Genomic DNA, 19,632 nt, shown 5'->3' with positions numbered 1-19,632 from the left:
GCAGCCGAGAGCGGCGACACGACACGCGTCGGTATGTGACTGCTAGCCTGTCAGGACAACGCGAGCAGGTGCGTCGAGTCTGGCCCCGTCTCGGCGACGACGTACAGCGTCCCGTCGTGGAGTATCGGCCCGGGGCCGACGCGGCCGTGGAACGTGCGCTCGTAGCGCACCGCCGGACCGGAGCCGACCAGCCCCGATTTCGGCGTGGGGTCGAGTGCCCATAGCCGGTCACCGCCGACGAACAGCGTGCCCCGGCCGATAGCCGGGGCCGTGTGTTGCCTGTTTCCGAGTCGGTGTGTCCAGCGGACCGACCCCGACTCGCTGTCGACGGCGTGGAGTTCGCTGGACATCCCGGCGAAGACGAGTCCCGAATCGAGACCGATACCGCCAGGACCCCACCCGGTCTTGACCGACCACCGACGCTGGCCACTGGAACTGGTCTCACCACCCAGCGCGTACGTCACGCCGTCCCGACAGGTGACGTACACCGAGTCCGTGTCCGCCGACGGCGGAGCGACTGGTGGCGCCGGGAGTCGGAAGCGCTGGACACCGGTCCCGTGGGTGAGCGTGAGCACTGCGACTTCACCCGCTTCGGTCGCCACGGCGGCGGCGTAGCCGTTCCACACCGGCGGGCTGGGGAGGACGGTTCCGAACAGCCGCCGCGACCAGACCGTCTCGCCGCTCTCCGGGTTGAGTCCGAACACTCGCTCGCCCGCCCCGACGATGAGCGGCGTTCCGGGATACATCGAGGGGCCGACCGGGGGCACGTCGGTCTCCGCCGACCACCGTTCGTCGCCGCTGTCGGCAGCGAGGGCCCGGACCGCGTTCTCGGCGCTGTCGGCTGCGAACACCGTCCCGCCCCGAACGACTGGCGACCCTTCGATGCCGTCCTCGCGCCACAGTTCCGTTCCGTCCTCGGCGTCGTAGACACGGAGGCCGGCAGGGGTCGGCAGATAGACCCGACTGCCCGCGACGACGGGAGCGGTTCGTTGCAGGTCGGTGACCGGGACCCGCCACTCCTCGTCGACGCCGTCGACGGGCGCCTTGCCGGCGGTGATTCCGTGGACGCTCCGGGTGTTGCCGGCGTTACAGCCGAAACTCGACCAGTTGCCGTCGGCGCCGTATATGTCCTTTTCGGGGTTGAGATCCGGCGTTGCTGGCGCTGGCGGTTCGTCGGCGCTCGCCGAACAGCCTGCGAATCCGCCCAGCGCACTGACGCCGAGTGCTGCGAGGAATCGTCGTCTGGAGGGCACGTCCCGCGCTCAATCGCGTCTGGTACAAATGTCTTGTGTCCTCTCAGGCGGTGATAGCGACGGTGTCACGCTTCGTCCGCCCGCACTGTGGCCCGGCGCTCCGGGACGAGGTCGAGTTCGTCGTCGACGTCGCCGAGAACGAACAGCGCGTAGTACCGCAGGTACGTCACCACGGGTACCTGAACGAAGGCTGCGGCGACGACTACCGAGAGCCCGGAGGCCAGTCCGACGAGCGCTAGCACCGCAAGCCCCACGGAGGGAACTGCCGTGAATAGCACGAATCCGATTGCGCCGAGGATACCGAACGGAATCAGGAGGAGGACGGCGGCTATCGCGACTGCTATCGTGACGACGAGGCCGCCCACGAGCGTCAACACGAACGCTACGACGGCGTAGGCGACGTACTGCCACGGATTGGCTTTGATCGATCGCCAGAGACGGGCCCATCCGCCGAGGACGGGGCAGTCTTCCAACACCATGATGGGCACGACGAAAACCGTAGTGAACTCGCCGACCAGACCGGCCAGAATCGAGATGAGGACGACCACCGGCAGCACCAGCACTAACGCGGCGACCGAGGCTCCGCCGGCAGGCAGTCCAGCGGGGCCGCCCGTTCCGGTGAGGACGGGAACCAACACGAGTGCGAGGAGGCCCGCGACGAGACTCAAAACCACCAGCCCGACGAGGACCCGGAATCCGAACAGGCGGAGTCCCTGTCGCCATCGGTCGCGCCAGGACTGTCGAATAGCGACCGTTTCGGTGCGGAGCGACTCGACGAGGACGAACTCCATTATCGACCCCACCAGGAGGAACGCGAGGCCGACTAGAAGCGCCACGGCGACGATCGCGGCGACGAGGAACCAGATACGGGGTCCAATATCTTGAATCGGAGGGGCCCCACCGGGCGGTGTGCCCTGATCGAACGGCATGTTGAACTGGACGGTGTTGACGTTCGCGCCGGTACCTCCGACGAAGAAGACGACGAGCGCGAGTCTGAGCCACCGCGAGCGGTCGATTGGCCACAGGAACGCACGTGTGGCGGCCAGTGCGTCTTCTATGTCCTCCACCGCGTAGAGTACCATACCGCTAAGTTGTCATTCGAACCATATAATTTCGAGTTTATGTGGTAAGATACCATTCCACAATGGCGGGACACTCCGCCGGCGCGCTCGACGACGCTCGTTCGGACTGACGGACGCCGCCGTCGACGCCGCCGAGCGACGGCTTCGTGTGACCCGAATCCCCGCCTGAAGCCCTGCCACGCCGTGTCTGTGCGTATGCGTCACAGTAGCGATAGAAGCTTGATACGTCTCCAGCATCTATACCCGTCCTCTACTGTGACGACGCCAACGACTCGACATCTCGGTTTGCTGTTTGGGACCCTCGCGCTGCTCTGGGGTCTCTCTTTCGTCGCCATAAAGACGGGTCTCGAGGGGTTCCCGCCCGTCCTGCTTGCGGCGCTGAGACACGACATCGCCGCCGCGGTGCTGGTCGGCTATGCCGTCTCCCGAGGCCGGACGCTTCGCCCCCGGACCCGTGACGACGTCGCACTGATGCTCGTCGGCGGGGCGCTCCTCATCGGCGCGCACTTCACGCTGCTGTTTCTCGGGCAGCAGTACGTCCCGAGCGCCTACGGCGCTATCCTGCTCAGTCTCACGCCGGTGGTGACGCCGGCGTTCGCGGCGACGCTGCTCCCGAGCTATCGGGCCCGCCCCCACGAGATTATCGGGACCGTCAGCGGCTTCCTCGGCGTGGTCGTCATCGCGAACCCGTCGCCGGGTGCGCTGGGGTCGCGTGGACTGGGTATCGCCCTGCTCATCGGGGCCGCGGTCGTCTTCGCGGCGGGCGCGGTGCTGACCGAACGGTACACGACGACGCTCCCACTGGTGTCGGTGCAGGCCGGGATGACCGCCGTCGGTGCTGTCATCCTCCACGCGGTCAGCGCCGCGTTGCCGTCAGAACAGGTGGGCGCGGTCTCGGCCGGCGTCGAACACCTCGTTGCCCTCGTGTACCTCGGCGTCTTCGCCAGCGCGGTCGGGTTCCTGTTGTACTTCCGGCTCGTCGACGCCGTCGGAGCGGCCGAGACAAGTCTCGTCTCCTATGCAGTGCCGGGGGTGACCGCCGTCTTCGGCTGGCTCTTGCTCGACGAAGTGCTCACGCCGCTGACCGTCGTCGGCTTCACGGCCATCCTCGCCGGGTTCGCGTGGGTGAAAGCCGACGTGTTGCGGGCGACACTCCGTCGGCGTCGCCGGTCGGACGCCTCACCGGCCAGCGACGGGCGGGGCGACTACGTGGTCGTCGGCGGGAACGCCTACTGGTCGGGGTGTGACTGACGCCCGGCGATACGCCTCACTGCTGACTCACAGGCGTCGGCCTCCGCCAGAAAGATAGGGTGGTCCCGGACCAGTGATGGCTGCAGCGGGGATGGCGCGAATTGCACCGTTGGGGTGGGGGTTCTGGTACGGGCAATTGCGGCCCGGGACAACCTACCCTATGTGCCATCCGATATTTATTATTCAGCGGATAAGACCGACTCGGTGCCGGCTGTCGGTGCGGTTAACCGGCAGCCAGCGACCTTATCGTCACGATAACTGCGGTTTCGTCGGCGACGTGGCGGTCGAGGACCCCCTGATTGGAGGGGTACGCCGCCACTCTCTACACCGGCCGTCCAGCCTCCGAAATCTCTGTGTCGGATACGATCGGGGTCACTGGGGCGAGGAGACGCACACGACCGAACTCGCCGGTCAGGAATCGGACACGCGGACGATAACCACGCCCTCGTTCTCGTAGGCTATCTCGTAGCGGTCGGCGGCCTGCAGCGAGTCCCGCATCCGGTCACTCTGGGTGTGATCCATGCCGCGGACGGTGTAGTGACCCTTCGGTACGTAGACGTAGTCCGGCGAGTGTCCCGACGACTGGAGGTGTCTCGTGAGACAGGCCGCGTCCTCGCACTCGGAGATAGACTCGTACAGTTCCAACTGTGACTGGTAGCGCTCCGGCGTGGTCCACTCGACGCCCCACGGGCCGACGAGGATGGTCCGGTCGGTGAGCAGGGGGAACCACTCGGCGGCGTCGCCGAGCACGACGAACGAACTCGACGGTGCGGTGTTCTGTTCGGTCCACGTCATCGCTTTCTCGTCCGACCCGTCCATGAACGCCGGCATCGTCGTACTCCCGTTGTGAGAGTTCGAGGCGCTCGCGACGAAGGCCGTCCCCAGTCCCACTGCGCCCAGCACCAGTACTCCGGCGACGAACAGACTGACGGTTCGCCGGCGGTCGAGCGGCAGTCCGGCCCGGCGGATTCTGGGGACGACGACCTCTACGAGTAGGACGGCCGTCAGCATCGACCCCGCGAGGAACTGGAACCGTGGCTTGCCGACGACGTACCCCAGGCTGAACAGCCACGCGGGCAGGAACCACTGGCGACGAGACAGCGCGTAGCCCGTTCCGGCGTATGCAGCGACGTAGTACAGCGCCTCCGTATCGAAGTCCATGAGGTAGACGAACTCCGAGAGGACGCGGCCCACGCCGCCACCGAGTCCGGAGTGAGTGCCGGCGGCGGCGGTGAAGATGCCGACGCCGTGATGTTGTATCACTTCGACCCACCACGGCGCGGCGAGCAGCAGACCGCCGCTGGCGACGGCGGCACCGGCTACCAACCCGGTGATCGACCGGTCGAAACTGACAAACAGCAGGAGGTACGTCAGCCCGAAGACCACGGTGTAGGTCGGATGGGTCAGGACCGTCAGCCCGAAACAGACCACGCCGGGGACCAGCCATCGGCGGTCCCCGCCGCGGAACAGCCGGAGTCCGACGTAGGTGCCGGTGAGGACCAACAACAGCCCCATCGCACGGACGATACCGCCCGCCGAGAGGTGCCACTGAAGCGCCGCCGGCGTCACGGCAAACAGCACGCTCGCGACGGCCGCCCGCCGCGACGAAGCGAGCAGTTCGCGCGCGACGAAGTAGTACGGAACCAGATACAGCAGGACCAACACTCCCGGGACGTACCGGGCGTACGCGATGGGTCCGATGCCGGTCAGGTCGCGCAGGACCGCGGCGACGTAGAACATCAGCGGCGGGTACGCGAAGGGGACGCCGCCTTTCGTGTACCCCGGAATCTGCTCCGGGAGCGCGTAGCCGTGTGTGCGTATCTGGTCGGCTATCTCCAGATAGAGGCCCGCCCCGTAGGCGGGGTAGTCGTGGGTGGCGAGATAGGTGACGTACATCAGCGCCCCGACGAGAAGCACGGCTCCGAGCAACGGCACGTCCTCGCCGCCGAAGACGCGTCTGCGGCGTCGACTCACTCCGTCGGTGAGTGGGCCCGACTCGACTCGGCCGTCTGATGCGACTCGCTCGTCGGATGGGGGGTCACTCGACATGGCTCAGTTCTTCCACTCGATGGTGATGTGACGGTGGATGCTGGGCCGCCACGGGGACCAGTACAGTTCGACGCCGGCCCAGACGACGACGGTCCCGACGGCCACAACCACGGCGGCCACTTCCGGTCCGCCGGCCCAGGCCGGCAGGACGTACATCACGGCGTTGACGACGGTATTGCCGAGGACGCCTTCGACGGCGCCGAAGATGGCCCCGAACACGCCAGCGGTGTCAGCGGAGTCGGACGCTCCCTCGTCCCCGTCCGCTGTCGCGCTCTGGAGACCCGCTTGCTGGGCGCTCGGCCCACCCGAACTCTCGTCACCGGTGTTCAGCCGTTCGGCCTCGTAGGGGAACGCGACGTCCATCGACCAGACCACCTCGCCGTCCTCGTCCACTTCGAAGACGCGGTTCCCGTTCGAGTCCGTGACGAGGGTGTGCCCGTTGGGCAGTCTGTCGGCGTCACGGGGCCACTGGAGTCGCGCGTCTTTCCACGTCCAGGTGCGTTCCCACCCGCCGTCGGCCCGCTGATACTCGACGAGACGACTGTTCTCCGAGTCGGCGACGAGGGCCGCCGGGCCGCCCTCGGACCGTGGGATGTAGTCGGGGTTGTGCTGCTCGTACAGCGTCTCGTGGTCGCCGTCGCTCCCGAGCGTCTGGTTCGCCAGCATCCCGGTCTCGCGGTCGAGGAACACCACCTGGTCGTGGTTCCTGACGCTGACCATGATGCGGCCGTCAGACAGCACCTCGACGTCGTTGATGTGCGTCCAGTCCTCGGGGTAGGGACCGCCGGACTCGTCGGTCGCGAACGCGTTCTGGGCGCTCCACGCCCACGTGGTGAGTCCCGTCGTCGTGTTCACGACGAACACTCTGTCCTTGGCGATGTCCGCGACGACGACGTGGTCCTCGTCGATGCGGTCGGCGTCGTGCCACCTGGTCGAGTGTTTCCCCTCGGTGACACGGCCGAAGATGCGCTCCGTCTCGCCCGTCGAGAGGTTGACCCGCTCGATGACGTTCCGAGTACACACTTCTTCGCCACCGCACTCCTCGGGTGTGAGGTGGTCGGCCGCGACGTATTCGACGGTCATCTCCGTTCCGGGGACGGGGTCTACGTCCCAGTAGCGGGTGTGTGAGTCGTTGTAGTACTGGACCGTCCCGTCGGGGCCGACGGCGATTAGCTCGGCTTTCGCCCGTGGCCCCTCGTTCCCCCGTCCGAGCCAAGAGTTCGAGTCGGTGGCTATCACCGTCACGCCGTCCCGTTCCTCGGCGACGCCGTTGCCCTCGGCGAACCGCTCTGCCGTCGCCGCTTGGTCGGACGATGCGTACCCCGTCGCCACCGTGGCTCCGGCGGCGACCAGCAGACAGACGAAGAGCAACCGCAGACCGGATTTCAGACCGTTCACTACGGGTATCAAGTGTCGACAGCCGATTTATTATATAGACAGTAATAGACCGCGCCACGACAGGGACGCCGCTCTAGACTGTCCTACCGATCAACACGTCGAACGCTTGTCGGTGCATCGACCGATTTCGGTTTCGAACCGGGCCGATGGAAACGGTACGTTAACCCATACGACCGCCCGCCCGTCGACTTAGCGGCAAAATAATAACACGATATCGTGCTTAGATGCGATACGATGGTGGGTAGCGAGCGGTCTCGTTCTGTCCTACTGGTGCTGGCGACACTGCTGGTGCTGTCGGTCTTTGGCCCCGTCACCCCGCTCGTCGAACGGGGGCCGACGGAGGAAAAGACCGTCTCGGACGTCGGGTTCGTCAGGCCAAGCGAGGACGGCCACGTCCGACTCTGGCCGTATACGAGTCGTGGGCACTCGTTCAACCAGGCGACCCTGCCCATCAACGCCGTCGTCACGACAGACGCCACGACGGTGTATCAGTTACTCACGTCCACGCCGAGCGGCGCGGAGCGGTTGTACTGGAACAAGACGGCCCAGACCTGGGAACCCGGGTCGACCGAGCAGGGGAACGTGACCATCAACGGCACTGGCGTCTACTGGAGCGAGTCGACGGGGTCAGAGCGATACACGTTCGTCATGACGAACACGTCGGGTCGGTGGACCGACGCGACGTACCAGATTCACGACGGGACGTACTTCGGGTCGCGGTACCACCTCAGACTGTACGAAGGGGGGGACGGTACCGAGAAGTGGACGGCGATTCAGGCCCATCACGAACACTGGGACTGGTTCCGCCTGCGACACGACGTCGGGAGCCTCAGCCGCGCCCAACACCACCTCGAGCGCGACTTCCTCGGGACCGGCGTCGTCAGGGAAATGCGTCGCGAACGCTGGGGCAACGGCGGCGCAATCGACGCCGACGGGTGGGTTACGGTCATCGAACCACGACGGCGGGTGATGCTAGGGCCGCAGTACCACCACGACCGGCCGAGCGCGCTGGCCCCGCTCGTGTTCTTCCTCCCACTGCTCGGTCTCGGCGCGGCCGGGACGCTCTCCGGACTGACGGCCGACGCTCGCGCGTCGCTCCGGTGGATTCGCGAGAGCCGATTCTCGCGCTATCACGCCGCGCTGTTCGCATCGACGTCGCTCCTTCCACTTGTCGTCAGGGTCGGTGCGATAGCCGCCGAACGCGCGTTCCCCACCGCACAACCGCAGGTCGTCGGCGCCCCGTTCTACGTGTTGCTCGTCGTGGGACTGCCGGCCGCCGCGCTGGCGTTCGGTCGACACCTCCGAACGACGGACGGGTTCACCGTCGCCGTCGTCGGGTTCGGGGTCGGGATAATGGTAGATTACGCCTACCTCGACTTGTCTGTCGTTTCCTACGGCGCGTTACTCCAGCGCCTCGTCCTCCTGTTGGGACTTGGGCTCATCGGCGCAGGAGGGAGCCGCTGGGCGGCCGAACGGACGACACGGTACCGCTACTGGGTGATCGGCGCGGTTATTTGGGTCGGGATGCTCGTCTGGCCGCTCATCGGTCGGTGACCGACGCCGGTTAAGTCGAGCTATGTGGGCTTATTTAGACGATAATAAAGTCCGGAGACGTCCAGTCCGTAACTACCCGATGCCGCTCCTCTCCTCCATCTCGGCTGCTGCGTCCATCCCCGCGACTATCGAGTCACGAACCGCCCGACGACCGACAGTCGCCGTCGAATCATAATGCCCGACGATCCGCCAGCAGAGCGACCACCCGTCGACCGGATCGGCCGGCGGCGTGCTCTCGGCCTCATCGGGACCGGGGTGTTCGGTCTCCTCGGCGGCTGTTACGGCCCCGACGGGCTACTCGACCGGTCGGTACCGGGCGAACCGCTCTCGGTCTCCATCAAATCGCTCCCGGCCGACGCGGACACGCGCGCCCTTCGCATCGCTCGGTTCCTCGCGGAGAACTTAACCGCCGTCGGGGTAGACGCCACCGTCGTTCCGACGCGTCGAGAGACACTCATGCGTGACGTCCTCGTGAACCAGCAGTTCGACGTCTACGTGGCGCCGTTCCCCGAACGCGCCGACCCGGACTTCCTCCGCCCACTCTTTCACTCGCGGTACGCGGAGACGGCCGGGTGGTACAACCCCTTCGGGTTCGAGGACGGCGATGTCGACAGCCTCCTCGAACTCCAACGTCGACAGCGCGGCGACCAGCGACGGCAGACGCTCGCCACGATTCAGGAGCAACTCTCGCGGGCCCAACCGCTCTCTGTCGTCGCCTTCGTCGACGAACTCCGGGCGCTCTCCTCGTCGGTCGCCCTCGGGTACGACGCCAACGACGTCCACTCCAAACTGGGATATCTCACCCTCTCCCCGGCGGAACTCGACACCCGACCGGACCAAGCAGTGCGCCCGGCTACCGAGACGACTGGGACGCCCGAACGGACCGAGACGACGCGGACGCCCGAACGGACCGAGACGAGCGACGGCACCATCCGCATGACGCTCACGGACGAGCGAGCGCTGAAGAACCTGAACCCGCTGTCGGCGACCGCTCGCGGCGACGGCGTCGTGACGAGTCTCCTCTATGACTCGCTCGGCCAGCGAATCGACGGCCGGGTTCGCCCGTGGCTGGCCGATTCGTGGACGTGGTCGGGCGAGTTGCCGGTCGACGGCACGCTCGACGTATCGATTCGTGAGGACGCCACGTGGCACGACGGCACCGACCTAGACGCGAACGACGTGGCGTTTACATATCGGTTCCTCTCGGACACCTCGATGGGCGCGCTCGAGGACCCCGTCCCGGCACCGCGGTTCAGTGGTCGCGCGTCGCTGCTCACCGACGTCGAGGAACTCGACAACACGACGGTCCGACTGGCGTTCGATTCGGTCAGTCGCGCCGTCGCACGAGAAGCGCTCACAGTGCCGGTTCTCCCGGCACACGTCTGGGAGTCGAGGGCCAGCGAAGCGCTCGCCGGCGGCATCGACACCGAGGAGACGCTCACCGAGGCCGTCGTCTGGGCCAACCGGGACCCGGTCGGGAGTGGGCCGTTACAGTTTCGCCGGTTACAGCCACAGGAGCGACTCGTCCTCTCCCCGTTCGAGGACCACTTCCTCGCCGACGCCACGGCCACCCACCTCCGCCCGTTCGCCGGTGGCGTCGCCTACGATGGGTTGACCTTCCGACGCGCCCCGTCCTCCGAAGCCGCTATCTCGCTGATCAAGAACGGCGACGCCGAGGGGACGGGTCTGGGTATCGCGCCGTCGAGCATTCCGACTATCGGCCGGGATCCGTCGCTGAATCTCTCGGTGACGCCCACCCGAACCTTCTATCACGTCGGCTACAACGCGCGCCGGCCACCGTTCGACGACCCGGCGTTCCGCCGTCTCGTCGCCCGTCTACTGGACAAGGGCTACTTCGCCGACGAGGTGTTCGAAGGCTACGGGGACCCGGCGGCGAGTCCGCTCGCGCGCACCGACTCGCTCGCACCGAGTCTGGCGTGGGAGCAGCGCGACCCGGCGACCCCCTTCTTCGGTGAGAACGGCCGACTCGATACTGACCGGGCCCGAGGGGCGTTTCGAGACGCCGGGTATCAGTACACCGACGAGGGCGAACTGGTGGTGACCTGACCGTGGTGTTACTCGAGTTCCTCGGCAAACTGCTCGTTGGCGTCCTCGCGATGGTCGCCATCGCTGGCTGGCTGTTTCTCGACCGTGAGCAGGCGACCGCGGTACCACAGCGGTCGTGGCAACGGCTCCGCGAGATAGCCCCACACCTGTCCCTTCTCGTCGGCGTCCTGGCGCTGAACAGGGTCTTTCGCAACCTCGGGCAGGAGCTATCGTGGATGCTGGGCTGGAACATCACCGGACTCATCTACACCATCGAGGGGGACTTCGTCGCACTGGTGCAGGTGATCGCGACGCCGCCGTTGACCGTCTTTTTCTCGTTCGTCTACCTGTACGGGTACGTGTTCCTCGCGACGTTCCCAGTCGTGGCCTACTGGCTGCTCGCCGACGCGGATCCGATTCAGCGGACGCTGGTCGCCTACGCACTCAACTACGGCATCGGACTCGTCTTCTACACGCTGTTTGTCGCGTTCGGCCCGCGGAACCTCCTCCCGAACACCGTACAGGAACTCCTCTATACGGCGTATCCACAGTCACAGATTCTGACGAGTACCGTCAACACCAACACGAACGCGTTCCCGTCGCTCCACACCTCACTGTCTGTGACAGTCGCGCTTCTGGCACGCCGAACGCGCGACGTCTATCCCGGATGGTACGCACTCTCGACGGGACTCGCAGCGCTCGTCGTCGTCTCGACGATGTACCTCGGCATCCATTGGGCGACGGACGTCGTCGCTGGCGCACTACTCGCCGTCGCCAGCGTGCGTCTCGCCGACCGATACCACGACCTCCCGCGGGTCGGTGAGCTACTCCCCGAACGGACGCGCGTCCGGACCGCCGAGCGACGGAACGACTGACACAGCGTCGTGGCCGTCGAACGTCGCGTTTACAAAGTATCACATCGCATTCGCCAGACGCTCTGGCTATGTGGCTATGTTAATAAACGATGCTGAAACGGTGACTACGTGTGTAGCAGAAACTCACTTACCGAGCATAAACTTGCACCCACGTATGGAGGACCGGGCAGCGAACTTCCCCGAGAACGGGACTACGCGTGGCAAACTCGGTGAGACGGCCGCCGTCGGACCGTCGTCGAACCCGAGACAGCCGAGGGGAAGAAACGACGCAGACGACCACGACGCGCCGCTACAGACTATCTGCGGCGATTTCACCCTCTCACACCCCGATATCGCACTGACAGACGTGACGGCGGAGGCTTCGGGTGTCACAGTCCGACCGGAGCGAGTGGTCGCGGACGGGTCTGATACGTTGTTCGTGTTCTCGGTTCACGGCGACGAGTTCGATACGTTCGAACAGACGCTTGCTACGGCCGCGTCCGTCTCGGATTTCGTGCTCCTCAGCAGCGACAGGGACGGCCGCTGTTACCGGGTAACTCTCACAGAAGAGACGCTGACTATCGCATCGACGTTGACCCGACTCGGTGCTCGTGCTATCGACGTCGTCGGGTCGGTGGGCGAGTGGGACGTCCGGGCACAGTTTCGGTCCCGTGAGACGTTCCTGCAGTTTCGAAGTTACTGTGCCGACCACGACATCACGTTCAGACTCCACCGACTGTGCTGGGACGACGGCGGGTCCGACTGGCGCCTCAACGGGCTCACACCCGAACAGTGGGACGCGCTCTGTCGGGCCCAGGAGGCCGGCTACTTCGACGTGCCGCGTGGCATCTCCCAGTCGGAACTGGCCGACCGACTCGGCATCTCCCCGTCCGCGGTTTCCCAACGACTCCGCCGTGCCACCAGTCAGTTAATCGAAGCCCAGTTAGAGACCGACGATTCGTGAGTCCGGTGTCTCGGCCTGACGAACGGCGTTTCTTGCCCCAGACGAGATTATCCCGAACACGCCCAAATCGGCCGACTCGGACGGTTTAAAACTGCATTAAGAGGGTATTAATGAGGTGGTAAAGGGGCTTATCGAGGTGTTAATGCTGTGTTAGGGAGTACTTAATACCTGCAATCAGACAGGTAAAGTCTATTCTCCGAATAGTCCAGACATCTATTCAGATTCATCGTGCAAAACGACTCTCTCTCTGAAACTGACGCAGACGAACAGACGCGGTCGGACTGCGAAACGACAGACGGACGGTTGCTGGGCCGACGAAAGGTGCTTCAAGGTATCGCGACAACTGCGATTGGAGGCACTCTTTCGGCCATGACTGGACGCGCGAGTGCGGCGACGACTGCGGACCGTCTCGACGGGTACTTCGAGGAGTTCGGCACGGTCATCGACGTCGTCGAAGCGGGCGCCGACGACACTGGCTCCGAGTCGGTCGTCGACGTCATCAGGGAGTACCGCGCCGACGACACGCTGCTTGTCTTCCCCCCGGGCGAGTACTACATCGACGAGCAGGTGCGCTTTACCGGCTTCGAGAAGTTCGGCCTCGTCGGGAACGACGCGACGCTCGTCCCGGCGGATTACCACTCCTTCGAGGGGCCGCAGTACCGCCTGTTCCGACTGGGCGTGGGGTACAGCCCCGGTAACCGACTCGTCTTCGACGGGTTCGACGTCGACCAGACGGCGCCGGACACCGGCATCCGCGTCATCGATACCGTCGTCGAGAATGGCCTCGAAGTCCGGAACATCACCGTCAGCGGCGAGCACGACAGCGGGACGTGGGGCCCGGGTCGGTTCGCCATCTCTGACCCCGACGGGAGCGGCCTCGTCGAGGGATTCGAGGTTCCGGACGGCGGTGCGTGGGAGGACGAGACGCCGAACGCGGGCAACATCTGGCGCGGTCCGACTGGCCTGTTAGCCAACTCCAATGAAGGGACGCTCACATTCCGGAACTGTGTCGTCGGCGCCTTCCCTGACAACGGCTTGTACGCATCCGGCGGGTCCGGTGTGATTCGCGTCGAAGGCGGTCGATATTTCAACAGCAACGGCGCGTGCGTCCGCATCGGCGGGGACGGTAGTCGTGTTCAGGGCGTGACGGTGGAAGTCGATCAGGTTCGGCCCCGTGACGAGTCCCACCGTGGTATCCGACTCGAACGCGGCGGGGACATTCGGGTCGAGGACGTTACGGTCCGCAATTTCGCCCCACTCCCGACCAGTTTCGGAATCTCCGTGATGGGCAACTGTACGTCGGCGTGGATAGAGAACGCGGACGTCTACATCGCCGGAGACGAGCTGAACTACGGTGTCGTGTTGGCGCCTGACTGCGGTGACATCACGCTGGTGCATTCCCGAATCGAGATGGACACTCCAGGTGGCTTCGCACTGGAACTCAACGAGAGCAGCAACACCAGTGAGGTCACCTGTAACTACCTGAATATCGTCGGCAACACCGGCGACGAGTCCGCGAAAGCCGCAATCCGCTGTGACCGGGACAACGTCCGATTCGGTGCGGTCACCGTCGATCAGCCCGCCGGATCACAGCGCCGTGCCATGGTGAATACCGGCGACGACGTCACGATATACAAGGGTGAGTATCGTGCCAGCGAGTTCCCAATCATCGACCTCGGGAACGGGACCCACGTCCAGGATATCTATGCGGAATCTTACGGCGACAACGAGGCTTACTGCCTCTACCCGGATAGCGCCAACGTCTACCTCAAGCAGAACACGCTTCGCGGTGGCATCAAAGACCACGGGTGTGACAACCTAAAGACCGTCGGTAACGAGTTTTGAGCCCCGCTAGTTACGTCATCTGATTCGACGCCGCTCGTGTATGCATTGATTTTCAATGGCTGCGAAATCGCACCCAGAACGACGTCGGTTTACGCTCGTTTACGCATTTCCCAGAGGTCGTCAATGGTAATGACTTCGACAGCGTCGCCTTGTTGATCGATGTAGCCAAGGAGCTGTTCGTACTCCTCGACGTCCATCGTGTTCCGCTCGTCGAAGTGGTGGAAGTTCAGGATACCGCAGTTCCGGAACCGGCCTACGTTGTCGACGACACGCTTTGCGATGTCAAGGTCGTGGCCGATGGTTCGAGGGAGAACCAGCGGATCGAAGCTGTAGACGCCCGTCGTGTTCACGTCTCCGGCTTGATTCATGCCGCCCGCGTAGTGGTATTTGGGAGCGACCGAGAGGACGGTCCCGTCGTAGTTGTTGCCCGGGTACACGATATACTCGGCCTGTTCGAAGCCGCGTTCGACCAGCCACGTCTTGTTCTGTCGCAGTGTCTGTGCGAGTCGCTCGGCACTCATCTGGTGGAAATCAAAGGCAATGGTCGCGTGAGAGACAATCTCGTCACCGGCCCGCTGGCGCTCTTCGAGTTGACCAAGGCTCATGAACGTGTCTTTTCCGACGAGTTGTGGCGCAGCGGCCATCGTAACCGGGAAGTCGAATCGGTCGTGGATGGGTGCAGCGTCCTCGTAGTAGATCTCACGACCGTCGTCCCAGCTCAGGATAATGTACCCCTTGTCGGGTTTGCTGTGGAGGCGCATGTCGTCGATCAACACTTCTGCCCTGGCGTCACTGGCATTGAGTACGTGAACCTGCAACCGGTCTACGTCGTGGACATCGAAGACATCGCCGCTGGTCGTGAACGTTCCCGGTGCAGTGCGGAACCACGCGATGTCCCCGTGCCGATGTGATATCTGTCGCAACGACCGGGCTAACCAGTTCCCGGACGAGTCGACCAGGCGTATGTTGATCGCGATTCGACTCGGTGTCGGGGTTCGGACTGCCATCGATATCTCGGTGTCCGAAAAGTCCTCTCCGGCGACCGAACGCTCGATGAGCGGGCCATTGCCGTTCTCGCCGACCAGCCGTGCACTCTGTGACCCGGTGAACGCGATAGGACTCTCGGTGAGAGTCCCCGAGCGGACGGACCACTTCGAGAGCGTCTCGAAGTCTTCGTAGCTGTCTCCGGGGTGGGCGTACCGTTCCCGGCTGTCGTACTCGGTCGTCGCCGGCATCGCTGTTTCCGTCTCCGTCGGCGTCGGTTGCTCGGTCGCTTTCGCCGACGTCGGAGATGGTGCCTGGGTCTCGGTATCGGAAGCGGGGTCCTCTGTGGTAATGTTCGAGACACATCCAGCTACGACGCCGGTCGACAACACGGCTGTCCGTCTCACGAACTGCCGCCTATTGGAGGGCATTATCGACAGTACCGGTCTGGTTTATAGATAATTACTGAGTTGATAATGACACCTTATAACAGGCACACCTGCCGTTCCAAACCGGTGATGCCTCGTTGTATATCGACACTACGTGTTACTTTTTCTGGAGATCATCTCCGCTGTACCGTGGCAGTATCACTGACGACGGGTTGTCCCGCTTGCAAAAGAACACGGACGGGTCGGGACTCTGACTAGCTTGAACCGCTTTGCTCTCCGAGTCCCTGAAACTCCGACCCTCTCAAGCTCCAATTACGCTGGTTTCCCGAGAGCGACACGCCGTCGACGAATCTGTTGTCGGCGACGATGGCGTCCTCGGTGGTCGCTCGGCTGTACTGGTAGAGTCGCCCACTTTTGAAGTCGCAGTTCTTGAGTCTAAGGTAGTCCGCACCGTCGTCGAGGAGGAGATCGAGTCCGCCACCGGTGTGAGTGAACGAACAGCCCCGGACGTCGACCCACGGAGCGTCGACGACGAGGCCGTGGCGCTTTCCGCCGTCGTCTGGGTCGATGCTGACGTCCCAGTTCTCTAAGACGACGTTCGGACGGTCGATGCGGCCGAGGTGTGCGTTCGACTGTGCGCTCCCGGTATCAGTTATCGTCCAGTTCGAGGCGATTATCTGTCCGAGGTCGGGGTCGTCGCCAGTGAACGCACAGACGTACTGATTGGCGTGACTCTTTACGTCGACGTTCGAGAGAGTGCAGTGGTCGACGTCGCCGTTTACACGCACCAGTTCAGAGGGCGTGGCCTGCTCGGCGACGATCTGGATGCTGTCGGCGACGGCGTGACTCGCGTCCGTCACCCACAGAGCGGCATAGGAGTACCCGCGGTCCTCGGCGTCGTCATTGACGAGTTTACACTTGTAGGCGTAGTCTCCGTCGCCCAGTCGGAGCATGCCCGCTCCGCAATTCTTGACGTTCGTGTTCCGTATCGCGACCTTCCCGTTGTGTCCGGCCGAGTAGATGCCGTTGTTGATGAACCCCTCGATGTCGCTGTTCTCGACGACGAGATAGCCGCGATGATCTCGCTCGATAGCCAGCCCCATGGGATGTCGTTGTTCCTTGCGGTCCGGGTCACAGAAACTCCCGTCGGACATCGTAACGGAAACGTATCCCCGGCCGCTCTCGGTCACCAGCGCGGGGGCGATGGAATAAAATGGCGGGACGACGCGGTCGAGTTCGCCCGAAAGCGTGCAGTTGTCGATTTCGAGTGAGTTGTCGACGGCCGCGATAATCGCGGCGGCGGCCACGTTCTCTTTTCGTACGTCGAACGTGACGTTCCGTGCGACGAACGCTTCGGCGTCGCCGGGAGTTCCGGTCCCGAGGCTGAGGAAGTACGCCATCTCGGGGTTCGTACAGTGGACCCGTGCCCGCGGTTTTCCGACGATACCGATGGTGTCGAACGACCGGACCGTGACGGGCGTGTTCCACGCGTACGTGCCCTCAGGCAGGTGAAAGAGTGCCCCGGAAACGTCGTCGCGGTCGACGTAGGTCTGGATAAATGCGCCGAGGTCGTCGTCCGACCCGGGCTCGATGCCGCGTTCGCGGACGTCGACGACCTGCCAGCTATCGACGGACAGGCCGTCGGCCGCGACCGTTCCCTCCACGCTGAGCGACGGCGGAGCGTGACTGTCGGACGCTGTCCCCCTGATGGGCGCGTTGAACTCCACGGCACCCGGAGCATTCGTGCTCCCTTCAGTCGCGCGCACAGACCAGTCGTCCGCAGCCGTATCCCGGATTTCGATGCAGGCGTCGCCGGTTCCCGGGGTCTGGAGCGCCGGCCGGTCGCTGGCCATCCCGATGGTCTCGACGTTCAGGAGACTGTTTCGGTTCAAGTTCAGGTCTCCGTCGAGAACCGACGACCCGATGGATTCGGGAGACTCTCGCGCTCGCCCGATACCGGCCAACCACGGTAGACCGGCCAGTCCCGTAAGCGCTAGCACCTCCCGACGCGTCCGTCTACGCCCGTCGTCGTGCCGCTGTTCGGGTTCTCCCTCGCCGACTTTGTTATTCGATGACACGTGCCATATGACGGCAAATGCAGTTCTTGTTATTCACAGCGTATCGATAAATGCGAAATTAAGCGCCCAGAGGACTACAGGAAGGCACACTCATCTGCTGTCGTCCGGCACGTGAACGCGTTTCGATGTCAGGGGTGCACGCCGAGACCTCGTCTATCGCTTCCTACTGGAAGCCGGGCCCTCTGGTCGTCCAGTCAACCTGTTCGCCGGCCAGGGACACACCGTCGACGAACCGGTTGTCGGCGACGATGGCGTCCTCGGTGGTCGCTCGGCTGTACTGGTAGAGTCGCCCACTTTTGAAGTCGCAGTTCTTGAGTCTAAGGTAGTCCGCACCGTCGTCGAGGAGGAGATCGAGTCCGCCACCGGTGTGAATGAACGAACAGCCCCGGACGTCGACCCACGGAGCGTCGACGACGAGGCCGTGGCGCTTTCCGTCGCTTCCCGGATCTATGTGGACGTCCCAGTTCTCTAAGATGACGTTCGGTCTATCGATGTGACCGAGGTGTGCGTTCGACTGGGCGCTCCCGGTATCGTAGATTGTCCAGTTCTTGGTGACGATTTGTCCCGAACTCGGACCACTGCCGAGGAACTCGCAGATGAACTGATTGGCGCCGCTGTGGATAACGATGTTCGAGAGAGTGCAGTGGTCGACGTCGCCGTTTACACGCACCAGTTCAGAGGGCGTGGCCTGCTCGGCGACGATCTCGATACTGTTGGCGACGGCGTGGCCGGCTCTGTTCACCCACAGAGCGGCATAGGAGTACCCGCGGTCCTCGGCGTCGTCATTGACGAGTTTACACTTGTAGGCGTAGTCTCCGTCGCCCAGTCGGAGCATGCCCGCTCCACAATTCCTGATGTCCGTGTTCCGTATCGCGACCTTCCCGTTGTGTCCGGCCGAGTAGATGCCGTTGTTGATGAACCCCTCGATGTCGCTGTTCTCGACGACGAGATAGCCGCGATGATCTCGCTCGATAGCCAGCCCCATGGGATGTCGTTGTTCCTTGCGGTCCGGGTCACAGAAACTCCCGTCGGTCATCGAGATGTTTACGAATCCTTGCCCGGACTTCGTCAGGAGTGTCGGTTGGATCGAGTAGTACGGCGGGACGACGCGGTCGAGTTCGCCAGAGAGCGCACAGTTGGTGATCTCGAGATGTTCGTCGACGGAGGCTATAATCGCGGAGGCGGCCACGTTCTCTTTCTGTACGTCGAACGTGATGTTGCGCGCGATGAAGATGTCGGCGTTGTTCACCGTGTCGGTGCCGAGACTGATGAAGTACGGCATCTCGATGTTCGTACACTCGACTCGGGCCTGTGGCTTCCCGACGATGCCGAACCCCTCGAACGACCGGGACGTGACGGGCGTGTTCCACGTGTACGTGCCCTCGGGCAGGTAGTAGACGGCGCTGGTGATGTCGTCTCGGTCGAAGTGGTCGTCGATGACCGCTCCGAGGTCGGTGTCAGAGCCGGGTTCGGCACCCAGTTCGCTGACGTCCACCACGTTCCAGCTATCGATGGACGCCCCGTCGATTTCGACGCCGCCTCGGATGGTTCCCACGTCCAGCATGTCGTTCCCGTTGAGATCCACGTCGCCGTCGAATTCGCGAGCGACGGCGGACGACGTCGTGCTCTCGACGTTCGACGCCGATCTTCTGTCCGCGTTCCGGCCCGCTAACAGCGCCGTCAATCCGCCGAGACTACCCATCAACGTTCGTCTGGTCGTTGCGAGACTGTCGTCGTCTCGTCTCTCGGAATCGTTCAACTCGTGTTTTTCATCTGACGGCATGGTCAGGTGTAATTGTCTTATGGCCTTCATTAACTAGCATCTAAAAATCAAATATGATATTTCCGCTCCTGTCCCTTATTGATAATCGGCCGTTTTCGAGCT

General features: G+C 63.8%; 13 protein-coding genes. 6 read left to right on the top strand and 7 right to left on the bottom strand.

The window, feature by feature from the left end:
• Positions 1–50 precede the first annotated feature (50 nt).
• Together IEY28_RS10455 and IEY28_RS10450 are read right to left on the bottom strand one after the other, a co-directional pair.
• The gene (locus tag IEY28_RS10455; RefSeq protein WP_188997105.1) at positions 51–1,253 is read right to left on the bottom strand and encodes an outer membrane protein assembly factor BamB family protein; all 1,203 of its coding nucleotides are present in this window, start codon (positions 1,251–1,253) and stop codon (positions 51–53) included.
• A 65-nt stretch (positions 1,254–1,318) separates the two neighbouring features.
• Entirely contained in the window at positions 1,319–2,335 is a 1,017-nt protein-coding gene (locus IEY28_RS10450; RefSeq protein ID WP_188997103.1) for a DUF7544 domain-containing protein, read from the bottom strand.
• 255 nt (positions 2,336–2,590) lie between these two features.
• Here IEY28_RS10450 and IEY28_RS10445 point away from each other — a divergent pair, with 255 nt between their 5' ends.
• Positions 2,591–3,586 carry a DMT family transporter gene (locus tag IEY28_RS10445; RefSeq protein WP_229783108.1) on the top strand — a complete coding sequence of 332 codons (996 nt, stop codon included), beginning with the start codon at positions 2,591–2,593 and terminating at the stop codon, positions 3,584–3,586.
• A gap of 411 nt (positions 3,587–3,997) precedes the next feature.
• On the opposite strand, the gene IEY28_RS10440 is transcribed toward IEY28_RS10445, so the two are convergent.
• Together IEY28_RS10440 and IEY28_RS10435 are read right to left on the bottom strand one after the other, a co-directional pair.
• Positions 3,998–5,635 (bottom strand): glycosyltransferase family protein, encoded by a 1,638-nt coding sequence (locus IEY28_RS10440; protein WP_188997099.1) that lies wholly within the window; start codon positions 5,633–5,635, stop codon positions 3,998–4,000.
• A 3-nt stretch (positions 5,636–5,638) separates the two neighbouring features.
• Positions 5,639–7,033: an aryl-sulfate sulfotransferase gene (locus tag IEY28_RS10435; RefSeq protein WP_229783107.1), complete on the bottom strand. Its 1,395-nt coding sequence runs from the start codon at positions 7,031–7,033 to the stop codon at positions 5,639–5,641.
• 234 nt (positions 7,034–7,267) lie between these two features.
• On the opposite strand from IEY28_RS10435, the gene IEY28_RS10430 reads away from it, so the two are divergent.
• The 5 genes from IEY28_RS10430 (at position 7,268) to IEY28_RS10410 (ending at position 14,296) form a co-directional block, all read left to right on the top strand.
• On the top strand, positions 7,268–8,587 hold the full coding sequence (locus IEY28_RS10430; RefSeq protein ID WP_188997097.1) for a hypothetical protein: 1,320 nt from the start codon (positions 7,268–7,270) through the stop codon (positions 8,585–8,587).
• 174 nt (positions 8,588–8,761) lie between these two features.
• Complete coding sequence (locus tag IEY28_RS10425; protein WP_188997095.1) at positions 8,762–10,654, top strand: ABC transporter substrate-binding protein; 1,893 nt, start codon at positions 8,762–8,764, stop codon at positions 10,652–10,654.
• A gap of 2 nt (positions 10,655–10,656) precedes the next feature.
• A complete protein-coding gene (locus tag IEY28_RS10420; protein ID WP_229783106.1) occupies positions 10,657–11,508 on the top strand; it encodes a phosphatase PAP2 family protein in 852 nt (283 codons plus the stop codon).
• A gap of 154 nt (positions 11,509–11,662) precedes the next feature.
• Complete coding sequence (locus tag IEY28_RS10415; RefSeq protein WP_188997093.1) at positions 11,663–12,451, top strand: helix-turn-helix domain-containing protein; 789 nt, start codon at positions 11,663–11,665, stop codon at positions 12,449–12,451.
• A 369-nt stretch (positions 12,452–12,820) separates the two neighbouring features.
• Entirely contained in the window at positions 12,821–14,296 is a 1,476-nt protein-coding gene (locus tag IEY28_RS10410; protein WP_188997090.1) for a right-handed parallel beta-helix repeat-containing protein, read from the top strand.
• 89 nt (positions 14,297–14,385) lie between these two features.
• Here the strand turns inward: IEY28_RS10410 and IEY28_RS10405 are convergent, their stop codons facing one another.
• The 3 genes from IEY28_RS10405 to IEY28_RS10395 all read right to left on the bottom strand — a co-directional run bounded on the left by IEY28_RS10405 (position 14,386) and on the right by IEY28_RS10395 (position 19,449).
• Positions 14,386–15,531, bottom strand: a complete 1,146-nt coding sequence (locus IEY28_RS10405) for a polysaccharide deacetylase family protein (RefSeq protein WP_188997088.1) — start codon at positions 15,529–15,531, stop codon at positions 14,386–14,388.
• Positions 15,532–15,923: 392 nt separating this feature from the next.
• Complete coding sequence (locus IEY28_RS10400; protein WP_188997086.1) at positions 15,924–17,561, bottom strand: glycosyl hydrolase family 28-related protein; 1,638 nt, start codon at positions 17,559–17,561, stop codon at positions 15,924–15,926.
• Positions 17,562–17,910: 349 nt separating this feature from the next.
• Positions 17,911–19,449 carry a glycosyl hydrolase family 28-related protein gene (locus tag IEY28_RS10395; protein ID WP_188997083.1) on the bottom strand — a complete coding sequence of 513 codons (1,539 nt, stop codon included), beginning with the start codon at positions 19,447–19,449 and terminating at the stop codon, positions 17,911–17,913.
• Between the last annotated feature and the right edge of the window lie 183 nt (positions 19,450–19,632).

The organism is Haloarcula pellucida (assembly GCF_014647235.1).
In the GTDB taxonomy this organism is placed as follows: domain Archaea; phylum Halobacteriota; class Halobacteria; order Halobacteriales; family Haloarculaceae; genus Haloarcula; species Haloarcula pellucida.
This window is presented reverse-complemented; position numbering and strand designations above follow the sequence as displayed.